Source organism: Ardenticatena maritima (assembly GCF_001306175.1).
Classification (GTDB): Bacteria; Chloroflexota; Anaerolineae; order Ardenticatenales; family Ardenticatenaceae; genus Ardenticatena; species Ardenticatena maritima.
On the sequence record NZ_LGKN01000003.1, the window covers coordinates 1 to 14,229 of the forward strand.

Here is a 14,229-nt window from a genome sequence, read left to right on the forward strand (position 1 = left end):
GCGAGCGTCTGGATGCGGTGGCGGGCGCGGCGGGCGCGGCGCTGGAAGGCGAGGAGGTCGTCGGGCGAGCAGGCGGGCGTTTGGATGTCGCGGACCAGGGCGTTGACCTGCGCGAGGGTCTGGCGGAGAGCGGCGCGCAGGTCGGCCTGGCGGTCGGCGAGGGCGGCGCTGGTGATTTGGCTGAGATTGGTCGAGAAGGTGGTCATGGCACGTTCCCCCCTGGCGCTGAGAGATAGAACAGATGTTCTAACAAAGGTTGCGGGGAGTGTATCACAGGTAGGCGGATGTGTCAAGATGCGGTTTTGCAATTGTGAGGGGGGATGCACGCAAAGCGGGTGTTGCCGAGTGTAGGCTTTTGTTTATACTGCTCGCTTTTGGAAACAACGAGTGCAAAGAGGAGGCGATACGGTGCAAACGCTCATTTTGCTTCACGACCGCCTGGCGACCACGATGACGCTCTACGCGCTCTTTTTGGGGCTGTGGGGCTTGTACAAGTACGTGCGCGGTGAGGGGCTGGATGGCAACTATTTGGGCGCCATTATCGTGGCGGAAGTGCTGATCATCGTGCAGGCGCTGTTGGGCTTTGCGTTGTTTGGCGGTGGGTTGCGGCCTGCGCGGCTGGTGCACATTTTGTACGGCATTATGGCGGTGATTTCCTTTCCCGCGACGTATGCCTACACCCGCGGCGACGACAGCCGCCGGGTGATGCTCATCTGGGGGCTGGTGGGGTTGTTCGTCTTTGGGTTGGCGGTACGCGCGCAGATGGTGCAAGGGGCGTTGTAAAAGCGGTTTGGCACGCAAGCAAAAACGGCGGCAGAAAGCCGCCGTTTTTTGTGTTCAACACCATTTCAGGCGAAGCGCGCCAGAAAAACACCGAACACATAGAGGAAAAAGAGCGGTATCGCCACAATCATCATGTTGAAGGGGTCGGGTGTGGGCGTAATCATGGCGGCCAGAATCGCCGCAATCAGGAACGCCCAGCGAATGTTCTTTTTCAGCGTCTCATAGCGCACAATGTTGAGTTTGGCTAGCGTGAAAATGACCAGCGGCGTTTGGAAGCCCAGCCCCAGCCAGAGCAAGAAGGTGGTGACAAACGAGATATAACTGTCGAGCGTCCACTGGATTTCAGCAAAACTTTTCCCGAATTGTTGGAGGAACCCAAGTGCGGCGGGTAAGGCAACGAACGCACCGAACGCCACACCACTGATGAAGAGCAACGCCGCCGCCGGCAGGAAGAAGAAGAGATAGCGCTTTTCCTTGCGCGTCAGCCCCGGCGTCACGAATGCAATGATTTCGTACAGAATTTCGGGCATGGCAATCGCCAGCCCCATGATGAGCGCCACTTTGAAATAGACAATGATCGTTTCGGTTGGGCGAATGGCTTGGGGCGGCAGAAGCAACGGCTTGGTGAGGATTTGCAAAAAGCGGTCAGCCGCAAAAACGGAAGCCAATGTTGTCACCAGCAAAAACGCCACCGCGCGGAACAACCGCGTGCGGAGTTCGCGCAGGTGTTCTATCAATGGTTTGGCTTCGCCGTCATACGTTTCTTCGATGTCAGCGTGTGGTTTCGTGGTCATGGGTTTCTGGTGTCTCTGTTGGCGGCGGCGTCTCATCCGGGCTGGTTGCTGGTGGCGTTTCCATCAAATCAGTGCCCAAGATGCTCGCCAATTCACCCGCCAGTTCATTCTCGGTATTTTTGATGTGTTGTTCGGTTTCGGTGATGGTCGCGCGCGCTTCTTCCAGATTGCGCTTGACAATTTCGCGTGTTTCGTTGACGGGCGATTCAATCTCTTGCAGTGATTCTTGCAGCGCCTTGTTGAATTCGCTGGAAAGCGCCTGAATCTGCTTGGTCACTTTCGCCACCTGGCGCATGACCTCGGGCAACCGTTCAGGCCCGAAGACCAGCAAGCCAATGATGGCGATGACGATCATTTCACCGACGCCGATGTTGAAAATTTCCATGCTATTCCTGACTCGATGCGCGATTCAGATACATACTCACGAATGTGCCCAACGCGCCGTTGATAAAGCGCGGCGAGTTCGGACCGCCAAACTCTTTTGCCAGTTCCACCGCTTCATTGATGACGACCTTGTACGGTGTTTCGGGCGTGTAAAGCAGTTCGTAGAGCGCCAGGCGCAAGATGTTGCGGTCCACCACCGCCATTTGTTCGATGGGCCATTCCGGCGCGATTTGCGCGACGTAAGGGTCAATCTCGTCGCGGTGTTCAACAACGCCGCGCACGAGTTGGCGCATAAAGGGCTCCGCCTCGGGGAGCAGGTCTTCGGTTTCGCGCAAGCGCGTTTCGATGACCTCTCCCACCGGGTGGCGTGTCATATCCAGTTCGTAGAGTGCTTGTAAGGCTAACTCACGGGCTTGACGGCGTGCTGCAATCACCTTAGGCGTCCTCTTCCTGGTTGTCGGTATCATAGGCGATGTCTTCGATAAACACGTCTATCGAACCGACACGCATACCGACAATGTCTTCAATGGCGCGCTGAATCGCTTTTTGTACATTTTCGCCCAATGTGCGCAAATTGACGTTGGGCGCGGCCACAATGTTCAGTTCGACGTTGACACTGTCATCTTCGTCAATGGTGATGTACACGTCGTGCTGGCGCGAAGCAAACACACGCGCCGCACGTGGCGAGCGCAGGCGTGCCACACCGGGCACGCCCTGCGCCGCGCGGGTTGCAATCGTTGTAATCACTTCGGGTGCGACACGCACCGAATCGCCTTCGTACTCGCTCATTGTCTGGTTGCCTCTGCTCGCAATCGTTGCTCCTATTCTACTCTGTTTGGCGAAGTTCAGAAAATCATGCCCCCGTCAACGCGCAGAACCTCGCCGGTCACAAATTCGGCGGCGTCGCTGGCAAAGAACGCAACCACTTTGGCGACGTCTTCCACCGTGCCGAGCCGCCCCAACGGGGTGAGTTTGCGGGCTTGCTCGACAAACTCTTCGGGCAGGTCGGCGGTCAGGTCGGTGGGGATGTAGCCCGGCGCAACCGCGTTGCACGTAATGTTGCGCGAACCGAGTTCTTTGGCAACGCTCTTCGTCAGCCCGATGAGGCCGGCTTTGGCGGAGGCGTAGTTGGCTTGCCCCGCGTTGCCGCCGATACCGGCGATCGAGATGATGTTGACGATGCGCCCATAGCGGTTCTTGATCATGGTGCGTTGCACGGCTTTGATACAGTTGAATGCGCCTTTGAGATTGGTGTCAATCACAATGTCCCAATCTTCTTCTTTCATGCGCATCATCACATTGTCGCGCGTCAGCCCGGCGTTGTTCACCAAAATGTGGATTGTGCCCAATTCCTTGACCACGGTTTTGACCATGGCTTCGACTTCATTATAGAAGCGCACGTCGGCTTGCACGGCGATGGCGCGCCGCCCTTTAGCCTGGATGGCGTCCACCACTTCTTGGGCGGCTTCGGCGTTGCCGCGATAGTTCACTGCCACGTCTGCGCCGAGGTCGGCGAGTTGCAAGCAGATGGCGCGGCCAATGCCACGCGACCCACCAGTGACGAGTGCGACTTTGCCTGTCAAATCAATCATGGATGACGCTCCTTCTGTTGGTTGTGTTGGTTGGTTCAGGCTTGTACCTGTTGCAAATCCTCAATGCTTGCCAGCGCAAGCCGCCCCGCCTGGCGGTCAATGCGCTTGATGAGCCCGCTCAACACGCCCCCCGGCCCAAATTCGATGAAGGTCTGCACGCCGGCGGCGCGCATGGCTTGCACGCTCTCCGTCCAGCGCACGGAGCCGGTGAGTTGTTCGATGAGTTCATGGCGAATGGCGTCCACGTCGGTGGTGGGTTGGGCGGTGAGGTTGAGCACGACGGGCACGTCGGGCGTTTGCAAGGGGGCGGCTTCCACGGCGCGGCGGAATTCATCTTTGATGGGCGCCATGAGCGCCGAATGTGCGGCGATGCTGACGTCGAGCACGACGCATTTGCGGGCGCGTTGGGCTTGGGCGAGGTCAACGGCGCGTTGAATGGCGGCTTTGGCGCCGCTGATGACCACCTGACCGGGGCAGTTGTAGTTGGCGACTTGCACGGTTTCGCCCGGTTGCGAGGCTTTTTCGCAGATGGCGGCGACAGTTTCATCGTCCAGCCCGAGGATGGCGGCCATTGCGCCGGGGTTTTGGTCGCCGGCTTGTTTCATCAGGCGACCACGTTCCCGCACCAGTTGCACGCCGGCTTCAAACGGCAGGGCGCCGGCGGCTGTGAGCGCGCTGTATTCGCCCAGGCTATGCCCCGCGACCATGAGCGGGGCGGGCACCAGCCCCTCACTCATCGCTACGCGCCAGATGGCGACGCTGGTGACGTAGAGCGCCGGTTGGGTGTTGATGGTTTCGTCCAATTCTTCTTTGGGTCCTTCAAAGCAGAGGCGCGAGAGGGGGATGCCGAGAATCTCATCGGCTTGCGCGAAGGTGTCACGGGCGATGGGATACGTCTCGAAAAAATCTTTGCCCATGCCGACGCTTTGCGCGCCCTGACCGGGGAAAACAAACGCAACGGGTGTTTGCACGAGCGTTCCCTCCTTCCTGGTTGCAGTCTCTGGTACAGCGGCGCGGATTATACGCAATGCAGGACAGGACTACAAGGCGGAAGAATGGACGCCCGGCGGGCTAGGGACCCGGATAGGGCGACGGGTAGGCGTCGGCGGGGGGCGGCGGGGGCGACGCGGGAAGGCTTTGCACGGGCGACGGGTAGGCTTCGGGCGCAGGGGCGCTGTTGGTGGCGGGAGCGGCTTCGATGGCGTTCACCGGTTCCTGTTGAGCGTTTGATGGAGTGCCCAGTGGGTCGGCAAAGGTGGGCACGATGCCCCAATGGGGGGAAGGCGTGTAGAAGAGGGCATGTATGCCCCAGCGGTTCAACAGGTTGGACAGTATGGGTCCCACAATGGGAATATCGCTGATGGCAAAGGGGGGCGGCCAGTAGATGAACCACGCTTTGCCGATGATGCGGTTGCGGTGAATGGGACCCCACAAATGGGAGTCGCTCGAATTGTTGCGGTTGTCGCCCAGGACGTAGTACTCGTCTGGTCCCAGGGTGATGGGCGTTTTGGTGTACGAACCGGGGTTGGGTTTCCACGGTTCTTCAAGCGGCTGCCCGTTGATGTAGACCTGCCCCTGACGCACTTCCACCGTTTCGCCCGGCAACCCGATGACGCGCTTGATGTAATCTTTGCGGGGGTTGTCGCTAAAACGGAAGACGATGACTTCCCCACGCTGTGGCTCACGGAACCAATAGACGGCTTTGTTGACAATCAGGAATTGCCCGTTGTGAAAGTTGGGCAACATGCTCGACCCTTCGATGCGGAATGTTTGGGTGGGAATGCGCACGAGCGCAAAAATGAGCAGGGTCAGGATGACGGTTTCCAGCAGTTCGCGGAGAAAGCCCCAAAGCGGGTGGGGGCTGGAAAGCGGTTGCGGCGGCGTGTCGAGCATTGGCGTTGATTCCAACGCGGCTGGGGGCGAGCTTTCGGTGTGCTCGGTGGACGGTTCAAGTTGCCAGTAGTTCCACAAATCGCTTTCTGGCGTTTCGTTTTCGTCGTCGAAGAGGGGTGTGTTGGGTTCGTTGTATTCTGCCCGATTGCTCATACACGCTTACTCCGCCTGGTGTTGTCGGCATGAGATAGTAGCATAAGGAAAGATGGCGGCAAAGCCGCATGCCGTGATTTTGGGGATGGCGGATTTTTTCAACGTGAGTAGCCCTCTGTTGTAAAAGGTCTTACAATAAATATGCTATTTTGAACAAACAAATGTGTGTGCCTCAAAGGGGAGGTTTGCCATGCTTCACGTTTCACCTGACGTTGTCCGCTCACCGTTTGTGATCGCACAGCAGCAATTCGACGCTGCCGCTGATGTCCTCAACCTTGACCCGGCTATGCGCGAATTTTTGCGTTGGCCGCTCCGTGAGTTCCATTTCCGTATCCCCGTGAAGATGGATGATGGTTCGGTGCGTATCTTCCAGGCGTTTCGCGTGCAGTATAACGACGCACGCGGTCCCACGAAAGGGGGCATTCGTTTTCATCCTGAAGAAACCATTGACACCGTGCGTGCGCTGGCTGCCTGGATGACTTGGAAGACGGCGGTGATGGATTTGCCGCTGGGGGGCGGCAAAGGTGGTGTGGTGTGCAATCCCAAAGAACTCTCGGAAGGGGAGTTGGAGCGCCTCAGCCGTGGCTACATGCGGCAAGTGGCGCGGCTTGTTGGACCTGAGTTGGATGTGCCCGCGCCGGATGTCTACACCAACCCGCAAATCATGGCATGGATGATGGACGAGTACAACGTGATTGTGGGACGGCACGAGCCTGGCGTGATTACGGGAAAACCGCCGGCGTTGGGCGGATCGAAAGGACGCCATGATGCAACGGCGCGCGGTGGTATCTATGCCGTGCGCGAGGCCGCCAAAGTGCTGGGAATTGACCTGCGTGGGCAACCGGCAGCCATTCAGGGGTATGGCAATGCCGGTTCGTATGCGCACAAATTGGCTGTCGAGTTGCTGGGCATGAAAGTGGTGGCGGTCTCGGATTCGCGCGGCGGGATTTACAATCCCGATGGGTTGGACTACGAGGCGGTGCTGGCGCACAAGCGTGAAACGGGTTCGGTTGTGGGCTTTTCCGGGGCGCAGCCGCTAGGGTCCAATGATGTGTTGGAAGTGCCGGTGACGGTGCTCTTCCCCGCTGCGTTGGAGAACGTCATCACGTCTGAAAACGCGCCACGCATTCAGGCGCGCATTGTAGCCGAATTGGCGAATGGCCCCACTACCCCTGAAGCCGATGAGATTTTGCATGCGCGGGACATCTTTGTCATTCCCGATTTTCTGTGCAATGCGGGCGGCGTCACGGTTTCCTATTTCGAGCAGGTGCAAGACGCCATGAATTACTTCTGGACGGAGGAAGAGGTGTATCAGCGCCTGGATGAAAAGATGACGCGCGCATTCCACGATGTGCATGAAGCCGCACAGGAATGGAAGGTGCACAATCGTCTGGCAGCCTACATTGTGGCAGTTTCGCGCGTGGCGGAAGCGGTGCGTTTGCGTGGATGGGTGTAGCGAGACTACCCACAAGCACGAAGGCGCGGGATGCTTCCCGCGCCTTTTTGCTCCGCTGCTGTTTTGAACGCTTATGCCGCACGGTTGGGGCGGTAGCGGTCGGTGCTTACCGGTTGCCCGGCGGCGAGTTCGCGGCGATGGCGGTCCCACAAGATGGGCAATTGCCGGTTGATTTCTTGCAGACGCTGGCGCTGTTCGGGTGTGAGCCGATGTTGCGACGCCAAGCGGTAGAGTTCCTGGCGTTCATTCGACAACTTTTGGATGAGGTCCAGCGTGGATTGTTGCATCACCGTTCACCCCCTTTTGCTCCTCTTTCTTCCCTGCACAGCAATTGTTTTCGTATAGACAACGGGTATTAGAATGGCGTTAGAGCCATGTTGGAAAGATGTTGCACAGCAAAAAACCGCGTCGTCAGATGCTGACGGCTTCGCTTACGCTTCGGATTTTTCCTCTGGTGTCTCCAGAATTTCAATGATGCCGCGATTGCCGTCCAGCCGCACACGTTGCCCCGTGCGGAGTTTTTTGGTTGCGTCGCGCACGCCGACGACGGCGGGAATACCGTATTCGCGCGCGACGATGGAACCGTGATTCATCGCCCCGCCAACTTCCAGAATAAGCCCGGCGGCGTTGATGAACAGCGGCGTCCAGCCGGGGTCTGTGAAGCGCGCCACCAGAATTTCGCCCGGTTGCAGGGTTTCGGTGTGCGGGTCGTGCACGATATGCACGACGCCTTCCACCACGCCGGGCGAAACCGGATTGCCCACCAGCGCGCCGGGGGGCGCGTCTTCGACGCGGTAGTGCACCACGGGCGTTTCGCCGTCGCTGGTGATGATGAGCGGCGGCGAGAGTTTTTGGAACCGCGCCAACGCCTTGCGGCGGCGCTCAATTTCTTCTTGCGGGAAGGGGGGCGATTGGTCCCAAATGGCGTCAAGTTCGCGCCATGTCAGGAACCAGATGTCATCGGGATGGGCGAGGTAGCCCTGTTCAGTGAGGGTGGCGGCGATGGCTTTGATGCGTTGTTTGAGCACCCAGAACGCGCGAATGGCGGCGTATTTGTGGTGTTCGCGCATGCCGCCGGTGTGCAGCATGACGTAGACCAGCCGCTGAATGAACCGCCGCCGTATGGGTCCCAGCACCCCACGCCCGGCGTGCTCCATGAGTTTGCGCAGGGCGGCTTCGCGGCGTTGCACCAGCGCCGCATGTTGTCGGCGATGATGCCCTTCAGGCTGTTGCAGGGCGGCGGCGATGACGTGCAGGAGCGGGAGCGGGTCTTCCCACCAGCGGGGCATGGCGAGGTCAATCTCGGCGGGTCCACGCGCCCCATAACGCTGCATGAACGCATGCCACGCTTGCAGAAACTCGGCGCTGTCGGGGTATTGCGCCACCTGCGCCAGCCAGGCGTTGCCGTCATCCCCCAGGTGGGCGAACGCATTGCGGACGCTGGGGATGCGCCGCGCGATATCGGCGAGGTCGCCAATGGCGAGGTTCATCTCGTTGACGACGTTGCCGGGAATGGCGAGCGACAGGTCGTGCGCTTCTTGCGGCGAGAGCCAGCGTTGCCCCAGGTGTGTGAGTATGCGTTTGGCGGCTTCCCCCGCCATGAATTGCGGAATCCAGTGCATGAAGAACGCAAACAGGGTGGCGAAGCGGTCTATGCAGGCTTCCACCAGGGCTTTGCCGGGGGGGATGGCGCGCAAATCGGCGTCCAAATCGGCGATAAAGCGCTCGATGCGTGCGTTCGTCTGTTCGACAAAGCCGTCCAGGTTTTCACGCCAGAGCGCGTATTGCACGCGCGCCATGAGCCGCACCAGAAAGAGCACCCCCCGCCGTGAAAAGCGGATGCCATGCGGACCCTGAAATTCTGGGCGTTGCATGACCATGCGCAACGCTTCGGGCGCCAGGGCGTCGAATTGCGCGGTGACGGCGAACACAACGCGGCGGAAGACGCGATGCCGCAAGGGGTCGGTGATGTCGGCGAAAAGCCGCCCGCCGGCTGAGCGGATGTAGCGGTTCTCAAAGCGGTTGATGCGCCCAATGGGCGCCAGCACGGGAAACATGGAGAGACTGAACGGGGGCATGGCGCGGGTCATGTTTTGCTGGTGTCCCATGCTGAAATAGACATGCAGCGTACCGTCGGGGGATTCCAGCCCCTCGATGGGATAGAGCGAGGTGATGGGGCGCGCTTGAAGGATGTACATACGCCCTGCGGCGATAGCCCATTCGATATCCTGCGGCCGACCATAGTGGGCTTCAATCCGACAGCCCAGGTCGGCAAGCGCCAAAATCTCTTCGTCAGTGAGAACGGGGGCGCGGCGTTGCTCGGGCGGCAAAGGGCGTTGCTCCGTTCCCCCGTCGGGGCGCGCCCAGATGGCGATTTCTTTCTCGGCGATGCGGCGTTCGATAATCGTGCGCGTGCGCTTGTCCACGCGGTAGGTGTCGGGCGTGACCAACCCGCTTACGAGCGCTTCCCCCAGCCCAAAACTGGCGTCAATTGCCAGCGTGTGGCGGTGCCCTGTCAATGGGTCGGCGGTGAACATGATGCCCGACACGTCGGCGGCAATCATCCGCTGGACGACAACCGCCAACGCCACGTCGCGGTGGGCGAAGTTGTTTTGTGCGCGGTAGAGGATGGCGCGGTCGGTGAAGAGCGACGCCCAGCAGTTGCGCACGGCGTCGAGCAGGGCGGTTTCGCCGCGCACATTGAGGTAGGTTTCCTGCTGGCCGGCGAAAGAGGCTTCGGGCAGGTCTTCGGCGGTGGCGCTGGAACGCACGGCGTAGGCTTCATCCGTGCCGACGCGACGCCAGGCGGCAAGGATGGCGTCGGCGATGTCGGCGGGGATGGGCGTGGCGCGGATGGTCTGGCGGATGTGCTGACCGGTGCGGCGTACCGCTTCAAGGTCGGTGGGGTCGAGCGTTTCCAGCATGGTGTAGAGCGCGTCGGCGTTGGGGACGTGTTGCATGAAATAGCGGAAGGCGTGCGCCGTCACGCAAAAGCCTTCGGGCACCGGGAACCCCGCATGCGCGAGTTCACCCAGGTTTGCACCTTTTCCCCCCACAAGCGGGATGTCGGTCGCGCGGATGTCCTCAAAGAAACGTACAAAGTCTTGTGTGGTCATAGGAGTGTTCTCCCCCCTTTGATGAGAAAGATGATACCGAACAGCAGCGGCAACCAGATACCGAGTGCGCGGCTATGGGTTTCGAGCCAGGTTTTGATGCGGACGATGGTTGTTTCCGCCTGTTGCGGTGAGAGCGCGTAGAGAACCAGCGGAATCCAGACGGCGCTGGAAAAGACCGCCGCGACGGCGACGGTGAGCGCGACTTGCGCCGTGAGAGAGAGGGGGCTAAAAACGACGACCGATTGCGCGGAAAGGAAGAGCCCCAGGTTTTTGATGTTGATGATGCTGACCAGCAGCCCCAGCCCACAGGCGCGCCGTGGCGTGATGCGTTCCACAGCCTGAAAAAAGCGCGGTGGTTCGGGCTTTGCTGTGGCTGGGCGGCGTGCATTGCGCCAGGCAAGCCAGAGCAAGAGAACGCCCAGCAGCCCCCACAAAACGCCCAGCCAGCGCGGGGGTGTGCCGACGCCGCCCAGCGTGGCGCACGCCCCGATGAAGAGCGTGAGCAGTCCGAGGAGCAGGTAGCCGCCGCTGTACCCCAGGGCGTAGGCGACGCCACTGCGCCAGCGCCATGGCGACATGAGCAACAAAATCACCAGCAACATAGACCCGAAAGCCACCGAGCCGGATGCGGCGAGGACGAGGGCTTCGAGAATGGTTGTTTCCATGCTTCGCCCCTTTTGTTAGGCAGCACTTTCAAAAACAGTGTATCCTATTTCTTTTGAAAGTCAAGGCTTGCAAAAAAGCGCAAATGTGGCATGATGCTCACACACGCCAACTTGATTGGTGAGGAGTGGAAGAGATGCCCAAAATCGTGCGAGACGAGCACATCTTTCAGACGGTGATTGCCGTGCTCACCCAACGAGGGTATGACGGTGCGACCATGCGTGCCATTGCCGAGGCGGCGGGCGTGAGCGAGGTGACCTTGTTTCGGCGGTATGGGAGCAAATCTGAATTGGTGCGGCAGGCTGTCGCGTGGCTGGCGTCCACGCTGGATTTTGAGGCGGCGGTGCAGGCGACCGGGGATGTGTACGCCGATTTGGTGCGCGTGGTGCAACGTTACCAGCAATTGACGGAGCGGCATGGGGTGTTTCTGACCGCCTTCATGGCGGAGTTGGCGCGCCACCCAGACCTGGCTGAGGCGATGGATGCCCCGCGGGCGGTTTTGTGGGCGATTGGCGGGCTTTTCCTGCACTACCAGCAAGCGGGGGTTTTGGTGAGCGAGCCGCCGTTGCAAAGTGCGGCGGCGCTGTTGGGGCCGCTCGCCTATTCGGCGTTGATGCGGCGCGTGTGGCAGATGGACGCTCCCGCGCTGGATGTGGAAGCACACGTGCAGCGTTTTCTGGAAGGGCGCTTGCAGAAGGCGTGAAAAGAGTTTGCTCTTGCGTTCTGCTCTGCCTATACTGGGCTTGCCCTGAACCAAATACAAATTCAGAGAGAAGGAGCAAGGCCTATGGCAGTCCTGGTTTCGCAAAAGCGTGTGCAGTCCATTCTCCAGAAGTTAGGGCTTTCGGACGTCAACCCCGGCGCATGTATCGGCCCCGATGAGTGGATCGAAGACCCCAACGGCGAGAAACTGATTTCGTACAACCCCACCACGAACGAACCCATCGCCAGCGTCATCACAGCAACCGCCGCGACATACGACCGCGTGGTGGAAGCCGCCGCCGAGGCGTTTTTGGAGTGGCGCATGGTGCCCGCCCCCAAGCGTGGGCAGATGATTCGCGATTTTGGCGATGCGTTGCGCGAGTACAAAGAGCCGCTGGGCGAACTGGTGACGCTCGAAGTCGGCAAAATTCGCGCTGAGGGGCTGGGCGAAGTCCAGGAGATGATTGACATTTGCGATTTCGCGGTCGGGCTTTCGCGCCAGTTGTATGGCTTGACGATGGCGTCGGAGCGCCCGCGCCACCGCATGTACGAACAGTGGCACCCCCTGGGACCGATTGGTATCATCACCGCCTTCAACTTCCCCGTGGCGGTCTGGTCGTGGAACTCGGCGATTGCGGCTGTGGCGGGCGACACCATGATTTGGAAGCCTTCGCCGCTTGCCCCGTTGACGGCGGTTGCCGTCCAGCACATTGCCAACCGCGTGCTGGCCGACCACGGCTACAAGGGCGTTTTCAACCTGGTGATTGGCTCGAATGAAGAAGTCGGCGAGCGCATGATCAACGACCATCGCCTGCCGCTCATCTCCTTCACCGGCTCCATTCGCGTGGGGCGGCACGTGGCGCAAACCGTCGCCCAGCGCCTGGGGCGCACGATTTTGGAACTGGGCGGCAACAACGCCGTGATTGTGACCCCCAGCGCGGACATGGACCTGGTGGTGCGCGCCGTGCTGTTCGCCGCAGTGGGGACGGCGGGGCAACGCTGTACCACGTTGCGCCGTCTCATCGTCCACAAGTCGGTGGTGGATACGCTCTTGCCGCGGCTCATTGACGCCTACAAGCAGGTGCGCATTGGCGACCCCATGGACGACAACACGCTGATGGGACCGCTGATTACGCCCAAGGCGGTGGAAAACATGATGGCGGCGATTGAGACCGCCAAGGCGATTGGCGGCGAGGTGCTCTACGGCGGCAAGGCGCGCCCCGACATTGGCCCCAACTTTGTTGAACCGACGATTATCAAGATGCCCGAGCAATTGCCGCTGGTGTGCGAAGAAACCTTTGCGCCGATTCTCTACGTGATGGAATACGAAACCCTGGAAGAAGCCATTGCGCTGAACAACGGTGTGCCGCAAGGCTTGTCGAGCGCGATCTTCACCAACGACTTGCGCGAAGCCGAAACCTTCCTCTCACCCGAAGGCTCCGACTGCGGTATCGCCAACGTCAACATTGGGACGAGCGGCGCGGAAATTGGCGGGGCGTTTGGCGGCGAGAAAGATACCGGCGGCGGGCGCGAAGCCGGTTCGGATGCGTGGAAGGCGTACATGCGCCGCCAGACCGTCACCATCAACTACTCGCGCGAATTGCCGCTGGCGCAGGGAATCAAGTTCGGCGATTTTTCGGATACCGACGACGCCTAAGCGCACGGTTTGCCATCAGCGGGCGGCCTGTCAGGTGCGAAACCTGGCAGGCTGCTTTGTTTTTGGGACTTTTTTCCCTTTGAAAAGACTTTGTGCTGGTAATATTGCTGTCGGATTTGACGAATGTCCTCTTTTTACTACTATGAGCAACGGCCTTGTGACAGATTCTACAAAGTCACAGGCTTTTTTGTTTGCACTTTGAAAAATTCATAGAGAGGTGGTTGTATGAACACCAGGTATTGGCAGGTTCTCGCCATCATCGGCATGGTGTTGGTGCTGATGAGCGCAGTCGTTTCGACGGCTGACGCGGCGGGACCTGGAACGGTCGAGGTGCTGGCGACAGCCTACACCTGCGACGCGCATCCACGCAACCCGATGTACCCATGTGGTCCTTTGCGATGGGGAGGCGATGTGTGGGACCCGGGCATGGCTTGTCCGCCTGAATGGCGCGACACCCTCTGGCGCGTGCCCGGTTTTGGAGTCCTCCGTTGTGATGACACGCCTCGCGATAGTTATCTGTATGGATTACCCCACATTGATATTCGACTCCCCACGTACCGCGAAGCCATCTTGTTTGGCATGCAACGGTTGACGATCCAGTCGGCCGACACACAGCCGCTCCCATCGCACGAAGAGGCTGTTGCGTGGGTGCATTCACACGCACCACACGGCGACCCCAATACGGCGCTGGCGCGTCTGTTCTGGGGCGCACGTGCACAGCGTGAGTTTGCGCAGGTGATTGGCGATTGGGCGCTTCCGCCCGATGCGCCGGTGTGGGTGGTGACGATTTGGATTCCACCCCAGTTCTTGCCTGAAGAGGCCAAGGCTGCGCCAGACCCCAGCGCACCCATCGCCGCCCAGTTGTACGTGGTGGACGCCACGACGGGCGAACTCTACGGCTCAACGTTCGTTTCATTCGACGTTGTCGAAAAAATGGGATGGGTCGCGGAAGACCACATTGACATCTCAACAATCGAATAATCGGCTGCTGTGAAGCAGTGAGCAAACCCCCGTCCTTGAGGCGGGGGTTTTTTGA

The 14,229-nt window shown here is 59.9% G+C and carries 15 protein-coding genes and 1 pseudogene; 6 read left to right on the top strand and 10 right to left on the bottom strand.

Annotated elements, in window-relative coordinates:
* Together SE16_RS15870 and SE16_RS00315 are read left to right on the top strand one after the other, a co-directional pair.
* Positions 1-236, top strand: a pseudogene (locus SE16_RS15870) (hypothetical protein); the annotation flags it as partial.
* A 172-nt stretch (positions 237-408) separates the two neighbouring features.
* A complete protein-coding gene (locus SE16_RS00315) occupies positions 409-783 on the top strand; it encodes a hypothetical protein (protein ID WP_054493461.1) in 375 nt (124 codons plus the stop codon).
* A gap of 65 nt (positions 784-848) precedes the next feature.
* Here SE16_RS00315 and tatC read toward each other — a convergent pair whose 3' ends face one another.
* The 7 genes from tatC to lepB all read right to left on the bottom strand — a co-directional run bounded on the left by tatC (position 849) and on the right by lepB (position 5,599).
* Complete coding sequence (gene tatC, locus SE16_RS00320; RefSeq protein ID WP_054493462.1) at positions 849-1,577, bottom strand: twin-arginine translocase subunit TatC; 729 nt, start codon at positions 1,575-1,577, stop codon at positions 849-851.
* Complete coding sequence (gene tatB, locus SE16_RS00325; protein WP_054493463.1) at positions 1,555-1,962, bottom strand: Sec-independent protein translocase protein TatB; 408 nt, start codon at positions 1,960-1,962, stop codon at positions 1,555-1,557. The genes tatC and tatB overlap by 23 nt, the downstream gene beginning before the upstream one ends.
* A 1-nt stretch (position 1,963) precedes the next feature.
* Entirely contained in the window at positions 1,964-2,395 is a 432-nt protein-coding gene (gene nusB / locus SE16_RS00330; protein WP_054493464.1) for a transcription antitermination factor NusB, read from the bottom strand.
* 1 nt (position 2,396) lies between these two features.
* Positions 2,397-2,750, bottom strand: a complete 354-nt coding sequence (locus SE16_RS00335) for an Asp23/Gls24 family envelope stress response protein (protein WP_054493465.1) — start codon at positions 2,748-2,750, stop codon at positions 2,397-2,399.
* A gap of 56 nt (positions 2,751-2,806) precedes the next feature.
* Positions 2,807-3,553: a 3-oxoacyl-[acyl-carrier-protein] reductase gene (gene fabG / locus SE16_RS00340; protein WP_054493466.1), complete on the bottom strand. Its 747-nt coding sequence runs from the start codon at positions 3,551-3,553 to the stop codon at positions 2,807-2,809.
* Positions 3,554-3,588: 35 nt separating this feature from the next.
* The gene (fabD, locus tag SE16_RS00345) at positions 3,589-4,524 is read right to left on the bottom strand and encodes an ACP S-malonyltransferase (protein ID WP_200907352.1); all 936 of its coding nucleotides are present in this window, start codon (positions 4,522-4,524) and stop codon (positions 3,589-3,591) included.
* Between the two features lie 100 nt (positions 4,525-4,624).
* A complete protein-coding gene (lepB, locus tag SE16_RS00350) occupies positions 4,625-5,599 on the bottom strand; it encodes a signal peptidase I (RefSeq protein ID WP_060687054.1) in 975 nt (324 codons plus the stop codon).
* Positions 5,600-5,789: 190 nt separating this feature from the next.
* On the opposite strand from lepB, the gene SE16_RS00355 reads away from it, so the two are divergent.
* Positions 5,790-7,055, top strand: a complete 1,266-nt coding sequence (locus SE16_RS00355; RefSeq protein WP_054492705.1) for a Glu/Leu/Phe/Val family dehydrogenase — start codon at positions 5,790-5,792, stop codon at positions 7,053-7,055.
* A gap of 71 nt (positions 7,056-7,126) precedes the next feature.
* Here the strand turns inward: SE16_RS00355 and SE16_RS00360 are convergent, their stop codons facing one another.
* The 3 genes from SE16_RS00360 to SE16_RS00370 all read right to left on the bottom strand — a co-directional run bounded on the left by SE16_RS00360 (position 7,127) and on the right by SE16_RS00370 (position 10,836).
* Entirely contained in the window at positions 7,127-7,342 is a 216-nt protein-coding gene (locus SE16_RS00360; protein ID WP_054492704.1) for a DUF2630 family protein, read from the bottom strand.
* A 144-nt stretch (positions 7,343-7,486) separates the two neighbouring features.
* Complete coding sequence (locus tag SE16_RS00365) at positions 7,487-10,171, bottom strand: phosphoenolpyruvate synthase (protein ID WP_054492703.1); 2,685 nt, start codon at positions 10,169-10,171, stop codon at positions 7,487-7,489.
* Positions 10,168-10,836 (bottom strand): GAP family protein, encoded by a 669-nt coding sequence (locus SE16_RS00370; protein ID WP_054492702.1) that lies wholly within the window; start codon positions 10,834-10,836, stop codon positions 10,168-10,170. The genes SE16_RS00365 and SE16_RS00370 overlap by 4 nt, the downstream gene beginning before the upstream one ends.
* A gap of 134 nt (positions 10,837-10,970) precedes the next feature.
* On the opposite strand from SE16_RS00370, the gene SE16_RS00375 reads away from it, so the two are divergent.
* The 3 genes from SE16_RS00375 to SE16_RS00385 all read left to right on the top strand — a co-directional run bounded on the left by SE16_RS00375 (position 10,971) and on the right by SE16_RS00385 (position 14,174).
* Positions 10,971-11,537 carry a TetR/AcrR family transcriptional regulator gene (locus SE16_RS00375; RefSeq protein WP_054492701.1) on the top strand — a complete coding sequence of 189 codons (567 nt, stop codon included), beginning with the start codon at positions 10,971-10,973 and terminating at the stop codon, positions 11,535-11,537.
* A gap of 84 nt (positions 11,538-11,621) precedes the next feature.
* Positions 11,622-13,193, top strand: coding sequence for an L-piperidine-6-carboxylate dehydrogenase (gene amaB, locus SE16_RS00380; protein ID WP_054492700.1), 1,572 nt, complete (start codon positions 11,622-11,624; stop codon positions 13,191-13,193).
* A gap of 225 nt (positions 13,194-13,418) precedes the next feature.
* On the top strand, positions 13,419-14,174 hold the full coding sequence (locus SE16_RS00385) for a hypothetical protein (RefSeq protein WP_054492699.1): 756 nt from the start codon (positions 13,419-13,421) through the stop codon (positions 14,172-14,174).
* Positions 14,175-14,229 lie beyond the last annotated feature (55 nt).